Origin of the sequence: Aestuariibaculum suncheonense (assembly GCF_014596935.1) — a bacterium.
Lineage (GTDB): Bacteria > Bacteroidota > Bacteroidia > Flavobacteriales > Flavobacteriaceae > Aestuariibaculum > Aestuariibaculum suncheonense.
The window spans coordinates 45,124-69,705 of sequence record NZ_JACVXC010000004.1 but is presented as its reverse complement, the minus strand read 5'-3'; the positions used below and the strand labels follow the sequence as shown (position 1 = coordinate 69,705).

The window sequence follows — 24,582 nt, the reverse complement described above, 5'->3', positions numbered from 1 at the left end:
GGGTAGTTAAAATTTGTTGAGTATTAATTAAAAAACAAAGTAGATATTCATGTCTTCAGAAATAGAAAACATATTAATAAAATATTTATCTCGATCTGCGAATCCAGAGGAATTAGCGCAACTTTCAAAATGGTTGGAAGATTCGAAAAATAAGCAAATCTTTGAAGATTTTGTTCAAACCAATTACGCGATAACCTATAGTGTTAATAGCCCAAATACAAAGGCCACGGTTGAAGCATTGTTAAAGAAAATTCGTAAAGAGCCAAAAGTTTTTAAACTACAAACGCTCTTAAAGTATGCAGCGATATTAATTTTGTTTATTACTATTGGAGTAGGTGTTTATAATGCGACTTACACTAATGATGAGATGATTACTAAAGATGCTTTGAAAGAAATTCTTCCAGGGTATCAAAAAGCAACCTTAGTATTGTCCGATGGAACTAAAGTTGATTTAGAAGAGCATCAGGAAGAGGTGATCTCTCAAAATGAGATGGCGAGTATTCAAAATACTAAAGAAGGATTAGTATATGATACGCTAGAAGCAGATTTGATTATTGAATCACCAAAAATGAACACATTATATGTTCCTGTAGGTGGTGTATACCAGATAAAATTACCCGACGGCACAAAAGTTTGGTTAAACTCAGCAACATCGTTAGAGTTTCCTGAGCGTTTCGTAGGTGATCAGCGTGTAGTGACATTAAAAGGAGAAGCTTATTTTGATGTCACTAAAAGTAATCGTCCGTTTATTGTAAAAACAAATTCGACTGATGTGACTGTTTTAGGAACACAGTTTAATGTGTCTTCATATGATGATGATAGCTATTTTTCGTCAACCTTGGTTGAGGGAAGTGTCGCATTAACCTCTAAGTTAAAAGATCATTCGAGTACTATATTGTCTCCAGGGGAACGAGCGATTTTAGATAAAAAGAATTCAAATATTGAAGTAGCTTCAGTTGATGCTGGAATTTATACAGCCTGGAAAGATGGCAAGTTTTACTTTGAACGCGAGCGATTAGATCAGATTCTGGTTAAAATGAGTCGATGGTATAACGTTGATGTCTTTATTGAAAATGATAAGCTAAAAGAAGAGACGTTTACAGGGGTTGCATATAAAGATAAACCGATAGAATACCTATTAGAAATGATTAGTAAAACCACTAAAGTCAATTATAAATTAACTAAAAACAAAAAAACAGGAACATATGAAATAGCACTAACCAGGTAAGATTGGCTGCAAAAAAAAATGGGAAATGCTGCAACATTCCCCATGAAGTATTTGTTTGCTAATAAAAAACTATTAAAACTCAATTAATTAACAAAACACACAAATTTATGGAAAAAAAGTTAACCACAACAACTTGTAGGTTACTCAGTAAACTCAACCCTTTAATTATACGGTTCATGAAACGTTCTCTCATGTTAGGTATTACATTTTTTAGTATAACAGCGTTTTCTTTTTCTCAGAAAATCTCATTAAAAATGGGTAAGGTTAAGCTTTACGAAGCACTCAAAGAGATTAAGAAAGAAGCTAATGTAGATTTCTTTTATAGTGATAAAGAAGTTAATGTGGATCGAACAGTCTTTGTAGATTTTAATAACACAGATGTAGAAGATATTATTTATAAATTATTAGGTGATACGTATAGTGTTCAAAAAACGGAAGATGGCATTGTGTTAATAAGTCCGCGTCACTCCATATCATTTAAAAATGAAATTAATGTTAAAGGAGTGGTAACCGATAATGATGGGTTGCCTTTACCTGGAGTTACGGTTTTAGTAAAAGGAACGAGACAAGGGACAACGACAGATTTTGATGGTAACTATTCCATTTTAGCAGATGAAGCTTCTACATTAGTTTTTAGCTACATAGGTTTTAAAACCATAGAAGTTGAGGTTGGAGGGAAAAATCAAATTAATGTGCAAATGGTTCCAGACTTTAAGGCACTTGATGAAGTTGTAGTGACAGGTATTGTAGAAAGAAATAAAGAAAGTTTTACAGGAGCCGTTACAACGGTAAAAGGGGAAGAGTTAAAAGCGATTGGTAATTTAAACGTAATTGAGAGTTTAAAAACAATTGATCCTTCGTTTGTTATTGTTGAAGATAACCTTTTAGGGTCTAACCCAAACCGTTTACCAAATATCGAAGTTCGTGGAAAAACCAGTATTTCTACTGATGATTTAAGAGATGAGTTTGGGGGCAATCCAAACCAGCCTTTATTTGTTTTAGATGGATTTGAAACAACTTTACGTACTATTATAGATTTAGATATGAATCGTGTCTCGTCTATTACCGTTTTGAAAGATGCGGCTTCTACAGCGCTTTACGGAGCTAGAGCTGCCAACGGAGTTATTGTGGTTGAAACTATTAAGCCCAAAGAAGGCAAACTTTTAGTTAACTACACTTCAGATTTAAGAGTGGATATGCCAGATTTAACTGATTATAACTTAATGAATGCTGAACAAAAATTGGAATATGAAAGATTGTCTGGTGTTTGGACAGAAGGAATTTCAAGCCTTAATTTAAGTCAGTTTAAGTTAGACGAGCAATATAACGAAATTTTAAAAGAAATTAGACGCGGCGTAGATACTTATTGGTTAAATGAGCCCGTTCGAGTAGGAACTACCTTAGGTCATTCATTATATGCTAGTGGTGGTGCTGAAAATGTAACTTATGGTTTAGGTTTAAATTACAGGAATCAAGAAGGAGTAATGAAGGGCTCTGGCCGTGATACTTGGGGTACTAATTTCGATTTAACTTATCGTAAGGGGAAAATTAATATTAGTAACAGATTACGTATTAATGGTTACGATGCTCAAGAGTCACCATATGGTTCTTTTGCTGCTTTTGCTCAGGCTAATCCTTATTTTAGAAAGACTGATGAGAATGGAGACGTAACAAGGTTTTTAGATATTAATGATTACTTCGGTACTAAATATGGAAATCCATTGTACAATGCGTCCTTAAATTCTGAGGATAAAACAAACAACATACAAATAACTAATAATTTACAAGGAATGTGGACTGTTAACGATAAATTACGTTTAACAACAGGATTCCAAATAAATAAGTTAACAACTAATCAGGAAGTGTTTGTTGCACCTGAAAATACTAAATTTTCAGGCGTAAGTTATTTAGAAAGTGGTACTTATACACATACACAAACTGAAGATTTCAGTTATACTTTAAACTCTATGGCCACTTATGCTACGGTTTTAAATGGAAAACATAGTATAACGGGTAACTTACGTGGTTCAATTGAAGGAAATAAGTCATCTAGATTAGGTGTGTCGGCAGTAGGATTCCCTCTTGGTACAAACGGTAATCCGGCTTATTCATTTAGTTATTCTCCAAATTCTAAACCATCCACAGGACAAAATGAGTATAGAAGAGTTAACCTTGTAGCAAGTGCTAACTACAATTATAATAAATTGTATTTTTTCGACTTAAACTATCGTGTAGATGGATCAACGGTTTTTGGGTCTAACAAAAAATACTCTCCATTCTGGGCAGTTGGAGCTGGTTGGAATCTAGTTAACCAATTCGATTTGAATAAGGCAGTATTTACTTCGTTACGTTTAAGAGGTAGTATTGGTCGTACAGGTAATCAAGGGTTTAATAATCTTTCAGATGTATCGATTTATACATTTTCAACTTATATAAATAGCTTTGGACAGTCGTTAGATTTAAGTACTTTAGCTAATCCGAATTTAAGATGGCAAACTACTATGGATTACAGTTTTGGTCTTGAAACTTCGTTGTTTAAAAATCGTATTACAGCCCAAATTAATACCTATAAGAAATTAACAGACCCATTAGTAGTGAAGATTGATTTACCATCATCTACAGGGGTGGTTTCATATCCATTAAATGCCGGGTTACTAGACACAAAAGGTATGGAGGTTATTTTCCGAGGTTCTCCTATTTATAATCTTAAGGATAGTAAAGTTTGGACTGTAGGTTTAACCTTAGCAGCGGTAAAGAGTAGATATGATAACTTTAAAAACACATTACAATCGCTTAATGATGAAGCTTTGAATAATCAATCATTGCAGCGTTATAAAGACGGGTATAGCCCAGACGATTTATGGGCCGTAGAATCTTTAGGTATTGATCCTTCAACAGGAGAGGAAGTGTTTTTATCTGCCGATGGTAATCCTACGTTTGTTTATAACACTAGCGATATTAAAAAAGTAGGAAATAGTCGTCCAACATTAGAAGGTGTTATAAGTAATACTTTAAGGGTAAAAGACTTTAGTGTAAGTGTTAATTTAAGATACCGTTTTGGAGGCGATGTGTTTAATAACGCCTTGTATAATAAAGTAGAGAACATCAATGATAGAAATGTTCAGGGAATTGATGAAAGGATTTATAATCAAGACTTAAGAGCATTAACTGATAGATGGAAAACTCCGGGAGATATTACACAATTTAAATCTATCACCAATTTTGATGCCGTAAAAATGTCTTCACGTTTTATTCAAGAAGAGAATGTGATTATAGGTGAGTCAATCAATTTTGGTTATCAATTTGAAGATAAACCATGGATGGGGAATATTGGTTTAAAACGTCTAAGATTAAATGCGTATATGAATGATATATTCCGAATTTCTTCTATCAAGTCAGAGAGAGGTATCGATTACCCATTTGCACGCACGGTTTCGTTTAGTTTAAATGCGAACTTCTAATTTAAAAATGATGACAATGAAAAAATATATAAAGTATACATTAGGCTTATTAGGGGGCTTAATAATAGCTTCCTGTGATAATTATCTTGATATAAAACCTGAAGATAAATTTTTAGAAGAGCAGGTATTTAGCTCTAAAGAGGGTATTTCTAATGCTTTAAATGGCATTTATGGTAGTATGATTAGTGCGAGTGGATACGGAGGTAATTTAACCATGAGTACAGTAGAGGTCATAGGTCAGCGTTTTAAACCTTTAAGTAATTCATCAGATTGGATAAATTTAGCCGACTACGATTATACCAATGCTAGTGTGCGTAATCAATTTAATGCTATTTGGACCGAGTTATATACTAACATTTTAAGTATGAATAACTTTTTAACAGGGTTAGATACCTATCCAGGAGCTTTAACTTTAGAACAGGAAAACTTGTTAAAAGGAGAGGTGATAGGACTTAGAGCGATGCATCATCTTGACTTATTGAGATTATTCGGACCTATTTATAGTACTAATTCTGATGATTTAGCTATTCCTTATTATACCAAGCCAGAAGCTGTAGCAAACCCTTTGTTAACAGCCAAGGAGGTAATGGATAATATTTTAGCAGATTTATTGATGGCTGAACAACTTCTTGAAAACGATCCTGTAAGAACAGATGGCTCTCAAGCTCAGGATAATGCGTTTATAGTAGAAACTAACGATAAACACGTTTTGGCTAGAAATAACAGGCTTAATTATTATGCTGTAAAAGCATTACAAGCTAGGGCTTATTTATATGCAGGGAATACACCATTAGCTCTAGCGGCTGCTAAAGCTGTTATTGATGAGGCCACACCTTGGTTTCCTTGGACAGCCAGAAGTGACGTGTTCGGTGCAGGAGGTTCTCCAGATCGTATTATGTCTAAAGAGGTATTATTTTCGACTATAAATACAGCATTGTATGGTCGTCAGAATTCTTATTTTTCTGCATCACTTCCAGATTCTAGTATTCTGGTTCCAGATGAAGATCGTTTAGAAGAAGTGTTTGAAAGCAGTTTAGATGATTACCGTTTTGCATCGTCTTGGGATTTGCCTGTCAGTGGAGCTAAAGATTATAAGACATTTTTCAAATTTGCAGATATTACAGATACAGATAAGGATGATATTCATATTAAATTTATGCAACCTTTAATTCGAATAAGCGAAATGTATTATATCGCAGCTGAAACAGAAATAGATCCAGATCTGGCTTTAGGCTATTTAAACACAGTTAGAAATAACAGGGGGTTAACAAGTTTAGATTCTCAAAGTGTAACTGATATTCAAATTGAAATTCAAAAAGAAATTCAGAAAGAGTTTTTTGGGGAAGGACAGTTATTCTTTTATTACAAGCGTTTAAACTTAGATAAGATTCCTAATGGAAAACAGGCAACAGGAACCTTAACAATGGGACCAGATCAATATGTGGTGCCACTTCCGTTGTCTGAAACAGAATATCGTTAACCTTAAAAATTAATTTTATGAAAAAATATATTAAAAGCGTTATGTTATTTTGCACTGTAGCTTTAGCGGTTGTTTCTTGTGCAAAAGAAGAATTACCTTTATTTAACGGAAATGATGTTGTTTATTTTGAGTGGGCAAAGGAAGGAACGCCAGGAAACCGCTTTCAAACTATTGATAGCATTGGAGTGTCATTTGCTTTCGATTTACCTACAATTACAGAAAAAGTTATTAATATACCTGTTAAGTTGCAAGGGTATCCAGTTTCAAAAGATCGTCAGGTAAATTTTAATATACTAGAATCTAGTACAGGTGTAGAAGGTAAGCATTTTACTATACCGCAATCTGTTTTTGTGCCAGCTGATTCAGTTCGTGCTATTTTACCTGTAACATTGTTAAGAACTACAGATTTGAAAGACGTTTCTGTATCTCTAAAAGTGCAATTACAGTCAAATGATTTTTTTGATGTAAATCTTTTAAGTACAAAGGAAGCCTCTAATGCTGATAGATTGTTGAGTTATAATGAATTCGAAATTACTTTGTCAGATATGTTAGTAGAACCAGCACTTTGGTCACGATTCATGATATATTATCTGGGCGATTTTTCGGCAAAAAAACTGTATTTATTTGCCGAAGTTAATGGTATTCCTGTCCCAAATTTTGATGAAGGTGCAGATTTAAATGCATTCTTTGCGCAGGTTAAGGTATTAAAAAATTATTTAATCGATCAAAAGGCAGCAGGAACACCAGTTTTAGAAGAAGATGGCTCAGAGATGGTATTAGGTCGTTTTGCATAATTTTGAAACTAAAATATTAAAACAAGCATGAATAAGTATATAAAAGTTAATGTAATAATAGCTTTAATTGTAGCTATTTTAGGGATTTCCTGCACAAAGGATGAAGGAAATTATGATTATGTAGATATAAACGAGGTTGAATTTAGTGGTATAAAAGAGTCTTACATAGTGACCAGATTTGATAATTTGGTTATTACTCCAGAATTAAATTTTACAAAAGACGAAATGGGTTCAGGTAATTATGCTTACCAGTGGGAAGCTTTTGAAGATGATATATCTGGGGGGACTAACTTAGTAAGTTTATCAACAGAAAAGGATTTGGATGTTACGATTAATTTGAAACCAAGAGGTTATTTTGTTTACTTGACAGTAACAGACTTAAATAGTGGTATTGAGTTCAAAAAAAGATTTAACCTAGAGGTTACAAATAGTATTTACGAAGGCTGGTTGGTGTTAAGCGAAGTAAATGGTGGATCTCGTTTAGATATGGTTTCCAAGTTAGAAAGTGGTTTTACTATGTTTACAGATGTTTTGGGAGGATCTGATCTAAATTTAGTAGGAACGCCAAGTTTTGTTTACTCTTTTGCATACATTACAACACAGTATGGCGTGTACATTTCTACTTCAGGTAATGGAACCACTAAAATAGAACCGGATACTTTTGATTGGGTGGAACAATATGGTATTGGCTATGAGTTTATACCTCAAAAAGCAGATAATTTTAAAGTCGACAATTTAGTATCTAATTCAGGGTATTCAGCATACGCTATGGCCAATGGAAATGCATATTTTTATTATCAGCAGCAGCGTATTAGTTATGGAGAACCGATTAATAGAATAGGATCAGAAATCTTTAGTGTGTCTCCAATGGTAGGAAAAGGAAAACAAGGAGACTATATGATTTTTTACGATACAACAAATAAACGTTTTGTAAGAAGTAGAAGAGGGGTTTTTTCACAAATGCCAGCTGCAGCATCAACAAAGTTTGATTACAATAATGTTGGTATGGATTTAATTTACATGGAAGGTAATGATTATAATAGTACTCTAGGCGCAGCTACGTTTGCAGTGTTACAAGATCCAACAGATTCTAAATATTATTTAGCATATTTTAATTCAGCAAATAGTTCTCAGGTTTATTTTGGTGAAATAGGTGCTGATGTTACAGATTTTGATCAAGCTTCGCTTTATGCTGTGAGCCCAGAGTATGGTTATTTGTATTACACAGTTGGTAGTAAAATATATCAATATAATTTTTCTGCAGGTATTACTACCCTTCTAATAGATAAAGGAGCGGAAGAGATATCATTAATAAAATTTCATGATTTTTGGGTAAATTCAAAATATAGCGGCTTATCAAATAATTTAATCGTTGGTAGTTACAATCCAGCAGGTTCAGAAGGAACAAATGGCACTATGGAATTCTACTCTATTTTAGAGTTAAATGCTGGTGTGAAGTTAGAAGCTTCATATTCAGGCTTTGGTAAAATTAAGAGTGTTAATTATAGAGAAAGATAATAGTTAATAAGACTATGTTTTCCCTAAAATTAAAAGGGTTGGTTTATATCAATCAACCCTTTTTTTTGTTTTAATTCATATGTTTTATTTTGTTTATTTATTTAAAAATCAGCATTTTATGATTTTTTAAATTAACAAAATATTAGTATGTGTTTTTAGGGTTTTAATATGGGTTTTGGATAGATTTGTTAGAAAAATTAAACGTTATAAACATGAAATATACACTCAAACAAACTGCTCTGGTAGTATTGTTTTTATCTTCTTTAATTGGAATATCTCAAACTAAATTTGAGAAGGGTGATTGGAAAGATATTCTCGAAAATGCCCAAAAAAATAACAAATTAATCATGGTGGATTTATATTTTGCTGGTTGTGCACCATGTGCTCAAATGGATGCTAATGTTTTTCCAAATGATGAAGTATCATCATTATTAAATACTGATTTTGTTGCTTTTAAAGCAGATATTTTTAAAGAGGACATAGGAAAGAAATTATCCTTAAAATATGGAGTAACAGGATTCCCAACTTTTTTGTTTTTAGCACCAAATGGAAAAACTTTAGATATTATATCAGGATATCATAGTGTTGATGAGTTTGTTGCTGTAATCAATGAAGTAAAGCAATTAAATAGAAATAAAGAGTATAAAAAATATAGTACCAGTTTAGAAGGAGATTATCCTCAGTTTTATAGTGATGCCTATTTAAAAAACAAAAGAAAAGTAAGTTTTGAAACGAGCGATAATTACTTAAGAACTCAAACTGATTTAGGGAGCGAAATCCCATTTGTTATAATGACAGGCTTAAGAGTTGGAGGACAGTATGCAGATTATGTATTAGACAATGCTGCTGTTTTAGCAGAAAACTATGGCAGAATGCAGGTGAGAAACAATATCGCAACTATTGTGAAAAGGAAGGCTATGTTGTTTGGAGAGAAAAGCGAAGAGTCTGCATTCAATAAGGTTTTAGAAAAAGCAAAGCCTATTTTTACTAAAACGGAATGGGAGCGTTTTCATCCTGGATTTCAAAAGGCTTTTTTAGAAAGTAAAAATCAATAAAAACAACGAGGCAAGAAAAAATGAAATTAAGGAAAATTATATTTGTTCTAGTAATTTGTGGTATTACTTGGTCTTGTGCTGTAAAGCAATTAGACAATAAAACGTCTTATTCTTTTATTACTGGTGTATTTGATATGCCATATGAAGATGAATTAACCTTATGGAAGGTAGCTCATGGAAAAACTTTTCCGGTAGGGACATCAGTGGTTAATAAAGACAATGCGTTTGGTTTTGCAGTTAATCCCGAAGACGAAGGGTTTTACATTTTAGGGACAAAAAATCTGAATATACCAATATACTTAAATGGAAATCAAAATATTGAGATTGTATATGTTGATGATAAGTACGAAATGACTCAAATTCCCGATGATGAAAATGAAATTCTTTATAATTGGGTAAAATCTATCGATACTTTAAAATCTTTTGATTTTAGAAATCGTAAATCGAAGCCTACAACATATATTGAATTTTTCCCGTTTTATGAGAACTTTATTACAGAAATGAAAAAGCAACATGGTTTGGTTGACTCTAATAATGATAAATTTAACCAGCTTATGCATTTGTATATTGATTCGAGTATTGAACGAGAGGCTATTCAGTTTTTATTTACGCCTAGAGTAGCTCATCCAGACCCTAATAAATTACCGGATTTTTATTCAGGGTTTAAAACATCAGATATCTATAATACGACAGATATCTTGGATGTGCCAAATGGTATGGACGCCCTTAATTTAAATCAAATGCTAAAGTTTTTTTATGGTAAAAAAGGGGTTGATGCAAATAAAGTTAGAAATTTGATGTTCGATGATGTTAAAAATGACACATTAAGAGGCTATCTGGCATTAAAATTTATAAATCAGTTTAAATCATATAATGAGGATTACTTAAATTATATAGAGCCATTAAGAGCGAGTATTGCTTTAAGCGATTTTGTTAAGAATGAGGTTGAAACCTACGAATTATCAATTAAGAATACATCTACAGGAACACAAGGCTATCCGTTTACATACAAAGATCAAAACGGTAAAGATGTTTCTTTTAAAGACTTTAGAGGAAAGTATGTGTATATCGATGTATGGGCTACTTGGTGTTCACCTTGTAAAAAACAAATCCCTTATCTGAAAGAGCTAGAGAGAGAATTACACGGGAAAAATATTCAGTTTGTGAGTATTTCATTAGATAAACAAAAAGATCATGGTAAGTGGTTGGATTTTGTGAACGATGAAGCCCTAACAGGAGTGCAATTAATTTCTGAGGATGCCTTTAACACGGCTATAGCAAAAGATTATAAAATTAATGCCATTCCTCGATTTTTATTATTTGATCCCGAAGGTAAAATTATAGATGCTGATGCTAAACGACCATCAGACCCAGAGTTAAAACAACAGTTATTACAACTGCTTAAATAGAAAATTAAATTAAACTAATGAAAAAAATAGCAATGCTTTTAGCTGGTTTTGCACTAGTATCGTGCAACCAAAAACAACCACACCCAGATTATGTTGAAATAACAGGAAAACTAACAAATGTGAAATCAGATAAAGTTTCAATTTATGCCATGGGTGGCGATAAAAAGGTGATTGAAATTTCAGAAGATGGAACTTTTATAGACACTTTTAAAGTAAGGCAGGGTAAAACCAAGTTGCAAATGATGCTAGAAAAGGACCACAAAATGTGTACGCTTTTTGCTGAAAATGGTTCGAATATTCATTTTGAGGCTGATGGCAGTGACTTTTTAAGTACTTTAAAATTTACTGAAGACCTTGCAGATATAAATAATTATGAAAGGGATAAGATGATGATTATGACTTCTGATCAAGGATTCAATAGAAAAATATGGTATCGATTTGATCAGGAAACTTTCGATAGTAAAATTTCGACTTTAAGGCAGGCATTAATTACGTCTTTAGAATCCTATTCAAATATTCCACAAGAACAATTGGAAGAAGAGAAAAGTTTTATTGATAAATATTTAGAACGTTTAGTTTCTAAATATGATAGCGAACATGCATATGCTTCAAAATTAGAAAAGGGGAATCCATCACCGGCTTTCGAAAACTATGAAAATTACGATGGCTCTACAACTTCGCTTTCCGATTTTAAGGGGAAGTATGTGTTTATTGATGTATGGGCAACTTGGTGTTCGCCTTGTAAGGCAGAGATCCCTTTCTTAGAAGCCTTGGAAAAGGAATATCATGGTGAAAATATTGTGTTTGTAAGCATGTCCGTAGATAAACAAGCCGATAAAGAAAAATGGAGAAACATGGTGAAAGACAAAGCCATGTCGGGCGTGCAAATATTGGCTCCAAATGCTACAGGGTCAGAATTTACAAGAGCTTATAATATTAACGCGATACCTCGTTTTATTCTAATAGATCCACAAGGCAATATCGTAGATTTTAATGCGCCAAGACCCTCAAATAAAGAAGAAATACATAAATTACTAGATGTTGTAAAATCCTAATTTAGGATATATTTAAGTAATAAATTAAAAAGGCAACTCATTATTTGAGTTGCTTTTTTTTTATACTCTTGAAGATTAGAATTTTGTTAAGATTTCATTAGATTTGTTAAAAACAAGTAACACCCAAATTTTTTGAATGAACCTTGTATTAAAGGAAATTAGCAAAAAAAACGAAAAGGTTTTTAAAACGTTCTTTGATAGCCATTATAATGGGCTTGTTGCCTATGCTAATGGTTTTCTTTTTGATACAGAGTCTAGCGAAGATTTGGTGCAGGAGGTATTTATATATATCTGGGAAAATGCGTCGAAACTAAATATTGTAACATCTTTAAAAAGCTACTTATATGCTATGGTTAGAAATAGGTGTTATAATTATTTGAAATCTATAAAGGTTACCGATAAATACAAGGTTTTAGAATTCAATATTAATTTAATAACAGACCATGTTTTAGATGCTGCTCCAGAAGAAGAAAAAATGATAGTCTATCATCAAATTTTAAAGATTATAGACACGCTTCCTGAAAAAATGCAACAAGTAGTACGCTTAAAATTTATTGAAAATTATTCTTACCAAGAAATAGCCGATGAGTTAAATGTATCTCTAAACACAGTGAAAACTCAGCTAAAGCGGGCAAAATCAAAAATAACTGAAATGATTTCTTTAGTTCTTGTATTGCTTGAAATTAAACAATAAGTAAAGTTTTTAACGTTTAGTTAAAAAAAATGTAAAATTTTGTCACCCATTGTAAAGTTTGTGTTGTCATAGTGTTAAAAGACAGCCTTTAAACTGTACAAATGGAATTTAAACTCATAATTAAGAAAATTAATTCTACGCTAACGGAAGATGAGAGTCTTCTGTTTGATGCTTGGTATAACGAATCTAAAGAACATCAAGATTATTTTAAAAGGGTAAAAACTAATTATTATAAATCAATAGATGAAATAGATCTTAATACAGAACAAGCCTGGATGACGCTTGAAAACAAACTAAAAAGATCTCAAAAAACATCTTCTTTTTGGAAATACGCCATAGCAGCTGCGGTTGTCTTATTGCTAAGTATTCCTTTGGTTTTTAATTTTTTGAATCCTTCTAACACCTCTTCAGAAACTATAACAGCAGCGATTGTACCTGGAGTAGATAAGGCGACCTTAACTTTAGATGACGGCTCGCAAGTTGTTCTGGAAAATGGAACCAATTATAAGAAAGAAAATATAATAAGTAATGGCGAGAAGATTGTTTATAAATCTCAAAGTAAAAAAAGTAATGCTGTTGTTTATAATACCTTAACTATTCCTAGAGGAGGCGAGTTTTTTATGGAACTTGCAGATGGTACAAAAGTTAAGTTAAATTCCGATACGCAAATAAAATATCCTGTAAACTTTATAAAAGGTAAAACCCGTCAGGTCGAGCTGGTGTATGGGGAAGCTTATTTTGAAGTATCACCAAGTAGTATGCACAATGGTAGCTCTTTTGTGGTGTTAAATGCTAATCAAAAAATAGAGGTTTTAGGAACAAAGTTTAATGTGAAAGCTTATCGGGATGAATTCGAAGTTTATACCACTTTGGATGAAGGTAAGGTGAAAGTACAAAATACAGAAAACAATTTAATATTAAAACCAGGAGAACAAGTGGTTTTGAATACTTCTACTAAGGAAATGGAGCTAAGAACAGTTGATGTGGTTGCTGAAATAGCCTGGATACACGGTAATTTTATGTTTAATAAAAAACCGTTACAAGATATTGTAAAAGTATTATCCCGTTGGTATGATGTAGATTTTGTGTTGGAGGGAGAAGCAATAAAACATCAAAAGTTTAATGGTCAGTTAAGTCGTGATCAAAATTTAGAAGTCATTTTAGAACTAATAAAGACTACCGAACAATTGAAATCTTATAAAATAGAAGGAAATACAATCACTTTAGAATAAAAAAAGAGGGAAAGGAATATAAACATTGGACCGTGAATATTTTTCCCTCCTGAATCTGAATAATTAATTAAAAATTTAACTAACTAATTCATGCAAATTTATGAAAATTAATTTAATTAACCTCCGTGCCTTGTTAGGTAAGCGGTGTTTAAAAATTATGATGCGAACTCTAATTTTTACTTGGTGTTTTTCGGTATTTAGTCTGGTGCCTTCTAGTACTTTATCTCAAAACACAAAAATTGTTGTCGACGAAGATAAAACCGTTACTATTGACGAAGTTTTTAATATGATTAGTCACCAAACAGACTATAATTTTATTTACTCAGATGGTGTGTTCGATAACATGGGTAAAGTGAACCTTAAAAAGGGAAAGGTTAAGGTAGCCGATTTATTAGATGAGTGTGTCATTTCAAATCGTTTAAGCTTTTCTTTATCTGAGAAAAACATCATAATTATCAATAAACCAAAACCTTCTGTAGTTCAACAAACGATAAAAGGTGTCGTGAAAGACGAAAACGGTATGCCCTTGCCAGGAGTTACGGTTCTTATAAAAGGAACAAAAAAAGGAACGTCTACTGATTTTGATGGGAATTACACTATTTATGCCGATGAAGCGTCTACTTTAGTATACAGCTTTTTAGGTTATAAATCTGTAGAAATTCCTGTTGAAGGAAAAACAAAAATAGATGTAACACTTGAAACCGAAGTAAGTGCTTTAGAAGAAGTGGTCGTGACAGGTATTGTTGAGAGAAAGAAGGAGAGTTTTACAGGAGCAGTAACTACAGTTAGAGGAGAAGAATTAAAAGCTATTGGAAATTTAAACATTATAGAAAGTTTAAAAACCTTAGATCCTTCATTTATAATTGTTGAGAATAACAATTTGGGGTCAAATCCTAACCGAATTCCAGATATCGAGGTACGAGGTAAAACCAGTGTTTCTACAGATAACTTAAGAGATGAGTTTGGTAATAATCCCAATCAGCCCTTATTCATTCTTGATGGTTTTGAGACAACACTTAGAACCATTATCGATTTAGATATGAATCGTGTGGCCTCTATAACCATTTTAAAAGATGCATCTTCAACAGCACTTTATGGAGCAAAGGCGGCTAATGGTGTAATCGTTGTAGAGACTGTTAAGCCTAAATCTGGTAAGCTACGTATATCATACAATGCCGATTTACGCATTGAGATGCCTGATTTAGAGGATTATAATTTAATGAATGCCGAGCAAAAGTTAGAATACGAAAGACTGGCTGGATTTTATACAGAATCAACAGGCTTAGATTATGGAGATCAAAAACTGTTAGACAGAAGATATAATACCATATTAGCAGAAGTACAAAAAGGGGTTAATACTTATTGGTTAAATGAGCCTTTGCGAGTAGGAACCACTTTAGGGCATTCTCTTTATGCCGATGGTGGTGATGATGTTTTTACTTATGGCGTAGGGGTAAATTATAGAGACTTGAAAGGCGTTATGGAAGGGTCTAACCGCCAAACTTGGGGAGCCAATATCGATTTAACCTACAGAAAAAATAAATTAAATATAACCAATAGATTAAGAATAAATGGGTATGATGCCAATGAGTCACCATATGGTTCGTTCGCTAATTTCGCCAAAGCAAACCCATATTTTAGGAAAACCGATGAAAATGGAGAAATAACGAAGTTTTTAGATATAGAAGATCTTTTTGGATCAAGTAATAGTAATCCATTATACAATGGCACTTTAAATGTGATTAATAATAGCGACAATTTGCAGTTAACCAATAACCTGCAGGCTATTTATACTTTTAACAGCAAATTTAGATTACAATCAGGCGTACAGGTTAGCAAAGGTATTACCACAACAGAAGTGTTTTTGCCGCCAGAGCACACCAATTTTACAGGAGCTAGTTATAAGAGACGCGGAAGCTATACAAATACAAGAACAGATAACTTTAATTATAGATTAAACGCTATGGCCACTTATGCACAGGTTTTTAATGACAAGCATAGAGTGACCACCAACGTTCGTGGTGAAGTAGAAGAAACCAGTGATGAGCGTTTATCTATTAGAGCTGTAGGATTTCCATTAGGAACCAATGGCAATCCAGCCTATGCGTTTAGTTATCAGCCAGATTCTAAACCATCAACAGCACAGCGAAAATACAGAAGGGTTAATGTATTAGCCAGTATGAATTATGCTTTTGATAACACGTATTTTGTTGATGCAACTTATCGTCTGGATGGTTCTACGTCTTTCGGGTCCAATGAAAAATATTCACCATTTTGGTCTGTTGGAGCTGGTATGAATTTGCATAACACATTTCATATTAATCCAGAGGTAATTTCACTTTTAAAATTAAGAGGAAATATAGGTTCTGTTGGTAATCAGGGATTTGGTAATTTATCATCAGTAACTGTTTATGGTTTTGAGCAGTATGTTAATGTATTTGGGCAAGGAGTAACAGTTAATACTTTGGCGAATCCAGATATACAATGGCAAAATACGTTGACAACCAGTGTTGGTGTAGATATGACCATGTTTGGGAATAGAGTAAATGCCACATTCAACGCCTATTCTAAAAAAACAGACCCTTTAATTGTTGTAATAGATTTACCATCATCTACCGGAGTGTTTGCTTACCCTATTAACGCGGGCTACATGGACACTAAAGGGGTCGAGGCCATTTTTAGAGTGTCTCCAATTTATAAGCCTAAAGAGAATTTTATCTGGACACTTGGTTTAACTGGAAGTGCTCTGAAAAGTGAATTTGGTGGCTTTGATAATGTATTGGAATCGCTAAATGATAAAGCGCGCCAGAGTGCTAGTTTAGTGCGTTACAAAGATGGTTACAGTCCAGACGATATGTGGGCGGTTGAATCATTAGGTATAGATGCTGGTTCAGGAAAGGAAGTGTTTTTAACAGCAGATGGTGTACCTACTTACGTGTATAACAACGACGATGTAAAAGTAATGGGGAATTCCAGACCAACAGTCGAAGGTGTTGTAAGCAGTAATCTACGTTTTAAAAACTTGTCTATAGGAATGAACTTCCGCTACCGTGTTGGAGGAGATGCTTTAAATACAGCATTGTTTAATAAGGTTGAAAATCTGCGTAAGTATGATTACAGTAATCAAGATGTTAGGGCTTTAACCGATCGCTGGGTAAAACCAGGAGATGTTACTATGTTTAAGAGTATAACCAATTTTGATTCTACTCCTATTTCCTCTCGTTTTATACAAAGAGAAAATGTGCTCATTGGGGAATCTATTAACATGAGTTATGATTTTTCAAATACAGCTTTTGTAAAAAGTTTGGGTTTAACCCAGCTGAGAATAAATGCTTATATGAATGACACGTTCCGTTTATCTTCAGTAAAGGTAGAACGTGGTATAGACTATCCGTTTGCACAAAATGTATCATTTAGCTTAAACGCTAGGTTCTAACTTTAAATAAAGAATAAAATGAAAACTTATATAAAATATATTTTAAGCCTCTTAGTAAGTCTGTGGTGTTTGTCTTGCGATGACTTTTTAGATGTTCAGCCTGAAGATAAATTTCTGGAGGAGCAGTTGTTTAGTAAAGAAGAAGGGTTTTATACAGCTTTAAATGGAGTGTATGCCAAAATAGTTTCTGAAAATGGATACGGTGGCGATTTAACAATGAGTACCTTAGAGTTAATGGCTCAGCAATATAATACGCCTAATGATATACATAAATGGTATCCTTATACAAAATATAGTTATACAGACTCAGGTGTTCAGGCTAAATTTAATAATATCTGGACTAACATGTATACGAGTATTTTAAACATCAATAATTTGCTACAAAGTTTAGAGTTGTACCCAGAATTATTAAATTCAGAAAAACAAAATATAATAGCGGGTGAAGCTTACGCATTAAGGGCCATGTTGCATTTCGATTTACTGCGTTTGTTTGGACCTGTTTATATTACCAATGCTCAGGATGATGCCATTCCTTACTATACCGAATCTAAGGCACAGATAGCAGAAATGTTAACAGCCGAACAGGTTATGGTTAAAATTTTGGATGATTTGGATAATGCAGAAATCTTATTGCAGGACGATCCGGTACGCGTTAGTGGACCTATGACAACAGTAGGAGATGATTTTAATAAGAATTTTTTTAGATACAGAAATTTCCGTTTGAATTATTTTGCTGTAAAAGCCTTGCAAGCTCGAGTAAATTTATATGCAGGTTATAACGAGGAAGCACTGGCTGCAGCCAAAGCGGTTATAGATGAAGCGACACCGTTTTTTCCATGGATTGTAGACGATCAAATAACCTCGGGAGGAGCGAATCTGGATCGTATTTTTTCGACTGAAATTCTTTTCGCTTTAGAAAACACAGAATTGTACAATAGACAAAGCGATTATTTTGATGCGAGCCTTAAGTACGATAAAATACTAGCGCCTTTAAGTAATAGAATAAGAGATGTTTATGAAAACAATAGTAAAGATTATCGTTTTGAGTATTCATGGTTCGTTTCTACTGAAGCAGCAAAAGATTATGAGACCTTCTTCAAATTTGCAGATATAGAAGATAAGGAAAAAAAATCAAGATTTATGCAGCCGCTAATTCGCATTAGTGAAATGTACTATATCGCTGCCGAAACAGAAACAGATGAAGCAGTTGCATTAGAATATTTAAATACGGTAAGAAGAGAACGCGGTTTAGGGGACGATTTATCTTTAGGGGTCGATTTGCAAAATGAAATTTTTAAGGAGTATAGAAAAGAATTTTATGGAGAAGGACAGCTTTTCTATTATTACAAAAGAAAGAATGTTTCGTTCATTCTCAGTGGGGCGTCAGGATCTAACATAGAGATGACTTCAGCACAGTACGTCGTGCCATTACCTTTATCAGAAACCGATTATCGTTAACTAATAAACTTCAGATTATGAAAAAAATCATTAAAATAATAATGATGTCATTTACAGTGGCATTAACGTTTCTTTCATGTGGAAATGATGAAATCATGACCTATGAAGGGAATGATGTTATATACTATAAATGGGCTGTAGAAGGTGTTAATCCTCAGTTTTTCAGACCATATTATACCGATAGTACCAATATAACCTTTGCCTACGAATTACCCGAGGTAGAAGAATTGGTTTTTGATATTCCTATAAAAGTACAGGGGACAACTAGAGCTTTTGATAGAGAGGTTAATGTTGTTGTCATGGAAAGTTCTACAGCACAAAGAGATGTTCACTTTAGTATTCCAGCACAAATTGCAATTCTAGCTGATAGTATTAATGGGAATTTACCTGTTACGTTATATAGAACAGAGGATATGAAAATGCAATCTTTTTCTATAAAATTGGCACTACAGGAAAATGAAAATTTTAAAAACGATTTAATGGTAACAACTACTCACGACAATGGGGAGCGCTTGGTTAGTTATACAGAATTTGAAATAGTAGTGTCAGATATTTTACTACATCCTAAATTTTGGCCAACAAATTATTTAGGTGCATTTTCTACCAAAAAGCTGTATTTATGGGCTGAGGTTTTACAAGTTCCAGTGCCAGATTGGAATAGTGTAGACCCCTCTTACGATTCAACATTTTCAGCGTCATTATCGGTTTTTAAGCAGTATTTAACAATACAGGAGCTGCGAGGCACTCCTGTTCTAGAAGACGATGGATCGCTTATGGAATTAGGGCCTTATGCAGCTTATTATTAATTAAAACAAATTAAAAATGTCAAAATATATTAATTTAAAAAGTACTATTGTTTTAGTCTTCGTATTTGTGTTTTCTGCTTGTATGGACGATGAAGGAAACTATGATTATATAGATGTGAATAGCGTAACGATTGAAGGGTTGCCAAGTAATTACGAGGCGCTTCAATTAGGTTATTTTAATATTGTGCCTGAGTTAAGTTTTTCTGAAGATGAAAATGAACAAGGACAATATAGCTATAAATGGGAAGCTGTTAAAAGTAAAAACGTTCTTAATGGCGATCAGGTTTATGAGTTGTCTAATGAAAGAGATTTATTAGAACGAGTAACTCTTGCTCCGGGGGAGTATGACTTGTACTACACTGTAAAAGATTTAAAAACCGGTTTAGAGGTGTTTAAAAGTTTTAAGTTAAATGTGGTCACTGGTTTTTCTGAAGGTTGGTTGTTACTTAGTGATACCAGTACCGGTCCTAGGTTGGATATGGTTTCTAAAGTGGCCGGGGAGTTTAATCCTATTTACAATGTGTTAGATGGGTCTGGTTTAGAGTTAAGTGGTACCCCTAAGTTTGTTTATACATATCCTTATTTGCCTAATTTTTATGGAATTTATGTGTCAACATCAGGTAATGGTACCGTAAAGTTAGATCCAGATACTTTTGAATGGAAGTCGACTTATAATATTGCTCATGAATTTGTGATTTCTCAACCAGAAAATTTAGAAGCAGACGCAGTAATGGGGTCTACAGGGAACTGGGGATATGCTAATGTAAATGGAGATTTATACCATTTTTATAGACCACAACGAAAATATTTTGGAGTAAAGGTAAATCATATTAACAACGACTATTTTAAAGCATCACCAATCATGTGTATGGAGCTAGCTTATGGTTATGGAATGTTTTATGACGATACGAATAAACGTTTTGTGAGAAATGAACAAAGTTCAGGTAAAACTACAGTAATGCCTAATCCGGCATCAGCAAATATGAAATTCGATTATACTACGGGTAAGGATTTGGTGTTTATGGTGAATAATAATTTCGGAAACACATGGTATGGTAGTGTATTCGCAATTTTAAATGATCCTTCAGATAACAAATACTATATGGCACACTTTGTAAGCTGGAGTGGACAGCAAAAGTATTATGAGGAAATTGTTGCTCCCGATTTTGACCAAGCAACAAGTTATGCCGTAAGTCCTAATTACGGGTATTTGTTTTATGCTGTAGGAGGCAAGGTTTATCAGTATGATTTGTATTCAAAACAAACCAAACCAATGGTAGACCTTGGTTCAGAACAAATAAGTTTATTAAAGTTTGAGCCGTTTTTCAATTGGTTTTCTGCTGATAATACCGCATTGTCAAAGAAATTAGTGGTTTGCAGTTACGATCCAGCAGGAGAAGAGGGCTCTAATGGGGCTATGCGATTATATTATGTTCCGGAAATTAATGGGCAAATTGAATTGGAACAAACTTATACTGGTTTTGGTAAAATTAAAAGTATAGCTTATCGAGAAAGATAAGTTTTGTTAGTCACTCTTTTAAGAAAGGGTAACTCATTTTAGAGTTGCCCTTTTTTATTGTAATTCTCAAAAATTAGAATATCATTAAATCCGCACTACATTTGAAAAGTCTTCAACAAATTCCATTAAAAATTCAAAAAAAATAAAATTTAACATATTCTTAATAAGGGTAACGTTAGAATAATGCGTCATACAAGTGTTAGTCGTTAAGATTAAAAAGTTGATTAGAGGATGACACTGGACGAATCTGGAAAGTAGATTTTTAAAATTAACAAAACATTAACAACACCCTTGTGAATTTCTGCGTCTTTATTAATGTAGATGTTAACTAAGATGGCATTTATTTTTCATATTTAATTTTGTTTGAGTTAGTCGTTTAAACAAATTGTAGGAAGATAGAGGGGGCTGTTTAATACGGCCCTCTTTTATTAAAACTTTCTTAAAGCTAATCTTAGATTCTATTCAAAGCTTTAGTTTTGGCTGGTTTAAAATTGTAAGGGAAATGTTGGTAGTGAGTTTCTGAATTTATAATAAATATTTAAAAATCAGGAAAACTATAATGGATATTTAACTTTTATTAAACAAATAATAATTAACCAATTGTAAACGCAAAATTAAATGAAAGCAGTTTTATCGTATGTTCTAATAGTTGCATCTGTTTTTTGTGTTGGCGCACAAGACTTAAGTCAGCCAATACCTGTAGATCAAAGTATAAAAAAAGGAGTTCTACCGAATGGTATGACTTATTACATAAAAAGTACCGATGTTGTTAAAGACGCAGCAAGTTACTATATCATTCAAAATGTAGGGTCGGTTTTAGAGAATGAAGATCAACGTGGCTTAGCTCACTTTTTAGAGCATATGGCTTTTAACGGAACCGAACACTTTCCAGGAAAAGGAATTTTAAATACATTACAAAAACACGGAGCAGTTTTCGGAAAAGATATTAATGCCTATACATCTTTTGATGAAACGGTTTATAACTTAAGCGACATTCCTACCAAAGATGGTTTAGTTGATACCTGTTTAACGGTATTACAGGATTGGTCTAATTATCTTGCGCTTACCGAGGACGAAATCGATGCTGAGCGTGGGGTTATTAAGGAAGAATGGCGTACACGTCAAAATGGGCAAATGCGTTTATACGAAGTATCTATGCCAATTACCTACAACCATTCTAAATATGCAGATAGAATGCCTATAGGTTTAATGTCTGTAGTTGAAGGGTTCAAATATAAAGCTTTACGAGATTTCTATCACGATTGGTACAGAACCGACTTACAAGCTATTGCTGTAATTGGAGATGTTAATGTTGATGAAATAGAGCAAAAAATTATCGATAAGTTTTCAAAGATTCCAGCGGTAGATCATCCAAAGGAGCGTTATGTGGTTAACATTCCTGATAATGAGGATATGTTATTCAGCTTTGGTACAGATCCTGAAGTGTCTTCAGCGTCTATTTCATTTGGAATTCGTCATAAAAAATCTTTAGCAGATGAAACTGTTGGCGATTTAAAAAAGGCGCTTTTAGAAAGTATGGCTATATCTTCAATATCAGCGAGAATCAGAGAGAAGTCGCAACAACCAGATGCTGCGTTTTTATCAGCAAGTGTTGGTTATGGTGGGCTTTCACGAACTTCTAAAGCTTTAAGTGTTGGGATTTATCCAAAACCAAATCAGCAACAAGACGCTTTTACAGAGGTTTTAACTGAAGTAATACGAGCAGTGAAATTTGGTTATACGCAATCTGAAATTGACCGAGCGATTACGATTTTCGATAACTCGTATCAAAATCAAATAGCAAAGCAAGACGATAGAAGCCACAAAAGTATCGAGAACATCATTCAAAGCAATTACCTGTCTAATTCAACTATGGCAGATGTAGAGAAAGAGTATGAAATTGCTAAACAATTGTTCAGTAAAATTACACCTGAAGATGTTCATAACACTATAAAAAGATTATATACTAAAAACAACCGTTTTTTAAATGTAATTGGTGTTGAAGGACAGGATAATTTAACAGAAGCCCAGGCTAGAGAAATTATTGCTAATGTTGAAAACAGTAATACAATTGAACCATATACTGAAGCTTTAGACGGAAAAACTTTAGTGTCAGGTTTAAATATTGTACCTGGTACTATTACAAGCATTTCGAAAGAAGATAAAGTTGGAAGTACGACGTATGTGTTGAGTAATGGTGTAAAAGTGCATTACAAGTTTGTTGATAAGCAAAAAGACCGCGTTGCTTTAAATGCGATAAGTTATGGAGGGAAATCACTTTTAAACGACGAGGATTTGGCGTCAGCTGGATTTGTGACTAGTTTATTGGGAATGTCTGGTTTAGGAGATTTCAAGGCAACCGATTTAAGAAAAGTGCTTGCAGGAAAAACAGCAAATGTATCTGTATCACTTGGAGATATTAGCGAAAATGTCTCAGGGAACTCCAATACTAAAGATGTGGAAACCATGTTGCAGTTGGTACATGTATATTTCGTGAAACCTCGTTTCGATGAAGATGCTTATAAAGTGCTTCAAAACAACTTGGATAACTATTTATTAAGAAGAGGTAAAGACATTGGGGAGAAAATGAAGGACAGTCTTACCTATGCTATTTATGGGAAGAATAATCCCAAAAAGCCTATTTTTGACCAGGAGTTTATTAACCAAGTATCTTTTGATAAAATCAAAGCTGTTTATGCTGATAGATTTTCAGATGCTTCCGATTTTGAGTTCTTTATTGTAGGAGATGTAAAAGAAGAGCAGTTAAAGCCGCTTTTAGAAAAATACATTGCTAGTTTACCAACGCACCATTTAAATGAGAGCTATAAAGATAATTCAGTAGAGTGGGTTGCTAATACAATAGACAAAGACATTTATATTGCTATGGAAGATCCTAAAGCCAGTGTAAATGTAGTGTATAAAAGAGAGATGCCTTATGTGAAGAAAAACGTAGTTTATACGAGTGTTTTAGGTGATATGTTACAATTACGTGTAACAGAAACTGTAAGAGAATCTGAAGGTGGTGCGTATAGCCCTAGAGCAGGTGCTAGTTTTTCAAGAGAACCTAAACCTGCTGCATATGTGAACTTTAGCTTCGATTGTAATCCTGACATGGCAGATCGTTTAGTAGAAATTGTAAAAAATGAGTTGCAAAAAATTGCAAATGGCACAATTAATGAAGAGGACTTAAACAAAACAAGAACAAACTACCTGAAAGAAAATGAGCAGTCAAAAGATAACAACGGTTACGATATGGCTATGCTTACTAGATATTTCAGATACAATGAAAATATCAACGATCCTAAGAATTTTGTAGACATTGTTAAAAACATGAAAGCAAAAGACATTCAAAAAATAGCTAAGGAAATTCTTAAAGGTGGTCACTCATATGAAATCATATTTAAACCAGAACAATAAAAACTAAATCTAAACAATTA

General features: G+C 33.3%; 15 protein-coding genes. All 15 read left to right on the top strand.

Going from position 1 to position 24,582, the window contains the following annotated elements:
- Positions 1 to 49: 49 nt before the first annotated feature.
- The 15 genes from ICJ84_RS11360 to ICJ84_RS11290 all read left to right on the top strand — a co-directional run bounded on the left by ICJ84_RS11360 (position 50) and on the right by ICJ84_RS11290 (position 24,562).
- Complete coding sequence (locus ICJ84_RS11360) at positions 50 to 1,228, top strand: FecR family protein (RefSeq protein WP_188216532.1); 1,179 nt, start codon at positions 50 to 52, stop codon at positions 1,226 to 1,228.
- Between the two features lie 176 nt (positions 1,229 to 1,404).
- The gene (locus ICJ84_RS11355; RefSeq protein WP_188216531.1) at positions 1,405 to 4,689 is read left to right on the top strand and encodes a SusC/RagA family TonB-linked outer membrane protein; all 3,285 of its coding nucleotides are present in this window, start codon (positions 1,405 to 1,407) and stop codon (positions 4,687 to 4,689) included.
- Between the two features lie 16 nt (positions 4,690 to 4,705).
- On the top strand, positions 4,706 to 6,169 hold the full coding sequence (locus ICJ84_RS11350; protein WP_188216530.1) for a RagB/SusD family nutrient uptake outer membrane protein: 1,464 nt from the start codon (positions 4,706 to 4,708) through the stop codon (positions 6,167 to 6,169).
- 17 nt (positions 6,170 to 6,186) lie between these two features.
- The gene (locus ICJ84_RS11345) at positions 6,187 to 6,963 is read left to right on the top strand and encodes a DUF4843 domain-containing protein (RefSeq protein ID WP_188216529.1); all 777 of its coding nucleotides are present in this window, start codon (positions 6,187 to 6,189) and stop codon (positions 6,961 to 6,963) included.
- A gap of 27 nt (positions 6,964 to 6,990) precedes the next feature.
- Positions 6,991 to 8,481 (top strand): PKD-like family lipoprotein, encoded by a 1,491-nt coding sequence (locus ICJ84_RS11340; protein WP_188216528.1) that lies wholly within the window; start codon positions 6,991 to 6,993, stop codon positions 8,479 to 8,481.
- Between the two features lie 212 nt (positions 8,482 to 8,693).
- Positions 8,694 to 9,536 carry a thioredoxin family protein gene (locus tag ICJ84_RS11335; RefSeq protein ID WP_188216527.1) on the top strand — a complete coding sequence of 281 codons (843 nt, stop codon included), beginning with the start codon at positions 8,694 to 8,696 and terminating at the stop codon, positions 9,534 to 9,536.
- 20 nt (positions 9,537 to 9,556) lie between these two features.
- Positions 9,557 to 10,945, top strand: a complete 1,389-nt coding sequence (locus tag ICJ84_RS11330) for a TlpA family protein disulfide reductase (RefSeq protein WP_188216526.1) — start codon at positions 9,557 to 9,559, stop codon at positions 10,943 to 10,945.
- A gap of 17 nt (positions 10,946 to 10,962) precedes the next feature.
- A complete protein-coding gene (locus tag ICJ84_RS11325; RefSeq protein WP_241748747.1) occupies positions 10,963 to 12,000 on the top strand; it encodes a TlpA family protein disulfide reductase in 1,038 nt (345 codons plus the stop codon).
- 136 nt (positions 12,001 to 12,136) lie between these two features.
- The gene (locus ICJ84_RS11320; protein ID WP_188216525.1) at positions 12,137 to 12,694 is read left to right on the top strand and encodes an RNA polymerase sigma-70 factor; all 558 of its coding nucleotides are present in this window, start codon (positions 12,137 to 12,139) and stop codon (positions 12,692 to 12,694) included.
- A gap of 101 nt (positions 12,695 to 12,795) precedes the next feature.
- Entirely contained in the window at positions 12,796 to 13,926 is a 1,131-nt protein-coding gene (locus ICJ84_RS11315; RefSeq protein WP_188216524.1) for a FecR family protein, read from the top strand.
- 157 nt (positions 13,927 to 14,083) lie between these two features.
- A complete protein-coding gene (locus ICJ84_RS11310) occupies positions 14,084 to 17,362 on the top strand; it encodes a SusC/RagA family TonB-linked outer membrane protein (RefSeq protein ID WP_188216523.1) in 3,279 nt (1,092 codons plus the stop codon).
- Positions 17,363 to 17,380: 18 nt separating this feature from the next.
- Complete coding sequence (locus tag ICJ84_RS11305; protein ID WP_188216522.1) at positions 17,381 to 18,820, top strand: RagB/SusD family nutrient uptake outer membrane protein; 1,440 nt, start codon at positions 17,381 to 17,383, stop codon at positions 18,818 to 18,820.
- 17 nt (positions 18,821 to 18,837) lie between these two features.
- Complete coding sequence (locus ICJ84_RS11300; RefSeq protein ID WP_188216521.1) at positions 18,838 to 19,626, top strand: DUF4843 domain-containing protein; 789 nt, start codon at positions 18,838 to 18,840, stop codon at positions 19,624 to 19,626.
- 16 nt (positions 19,627 to 19,642) lie between these two features.
- Positions 19,643 to 21,145 carry a PKD-like family lipoprotein gene (locus tag ICJ84_RS11295; RefSeq protein ID WP_188216520.1) on the top strand — a complete coding sequence of 501 codons (1,503 nt, stop codon included), beginning with the start codon at positions 19,643 to 19,645 and terminating at the stop codon, positions 21,143 to 21,145.
- Between the two features lie 618 nt (positions 21,146 to 21,763).
- Entirely contained in the window at positions 21,764 to 24,562 is a 2,799-nt protein-coding gene (locus tag ICJ84_RS11290; protein ID WP_188216519.1) for a M16 family metallopeptidase, read from the top strand.
- The last annotated feature ends 20 nt before the right edge of the window (positions 24,563 to 24,582 follow it).

Coding starts and splice junctions, on each gene's coding strand:
- ICJ84_RS11360 (WP_188216532.1), top strand. CDS start 50: ATGTCTTCAGAAATAGAAAACATATTAATAAAATATTTATCTCGATCT.
- ICJ84_RS11355 (WP_188216531.1), top strand. CDS start 1,405: ATGAAACGTTCTCTCATGTTAGGTATTACATTTTTTAGTATAACAGCG.
- ICJ84_RS11350 (WP_188216530.1), top strand. CDS start 4,706: ATGAAAAAATATATAAAGTATACATTAGGCTTATTAGGGGGCTTAATA.
- ICJ84_RS11345 (WP_188216529.1), top strand. CDS start 6,187: ATGAAAAAATATATTAAAAGCGTTATGTTATTTTGCACTGTAGCTTTA.
- ICJ84_RS11340 (WP_188216528.1), top strand. CDS start 6,991: ATGAATAAGTATATAAAAGTTAATGTAATAATAGCTTTAATTGTAGCT.
- ICJ84_RS11335 (WP_188216527.1), top strand. CDS start 8,694: ATGAAATATACACTCAAACAAACTGCTCTGGTAGTATTGTTTTTATCT.
- ICJ84_RS11330 (WP_188216526.1), top strand. CDS start 9,557: ATGAAATTAAGGAAAATTATATTTGTTCTAGTAATTTGTGGTATTACT.
- ICJ84_RS11325 (WP_241748747.1), top strand. CDS start 10,963: ATGAAAAAAATAGCAATGCTTTTAGCTGGTTTTGCACTAGTATCGTGC.
- ICJ84_RS11320 (WP_188216525.1), top strand. CDS start 12,137: ATGAACCTTGTATTAAAGGAAATTAGCAAAAAAAACGAAAAGGTTTTT.
- ICJ84_RS11315 (WP_188216524.1), top strand. CDS start 12,796: ATGGAATTTAAACTCATAATTAAGAAAATTAATTCTACGCTAACGGAA.
- ICJ84_RS11310 (WP_188216523.1), top strand. CDS start 14,084: ATGATGCGAACTCTAATTTTTACTTGGTGTTTTTCGGTATTTAGTCTG.
- ICJ84_RS11305 (WP_188216522.1), top strand. CDS start 17,381: ATGAAAACTTATATAAAATATATTTTAAGCCTCTTAGTAAGTCTGTGG.
- ICJ84_RS11300 (WP_188216521.1), top strand. CDS start 18,838: ATGAAAAAAATCATTAAAATAATAATGATGTCATTTACAGTGGCATTA.
- ICJ84_RS11295 (WP_188216520.1), top strand. CDS start 19,643: ATGTCAAAATATATTAATTTAAAAAGTACTATTGTTTTAGTCTTCGTA.
- ICJ84_RS11290 (WP_188216519.1), top strand. CDS start 21,764: ATGAAAGCAGTTTTATCGTATGTTCTAATAGTTGCATCTGTTTTTTGT.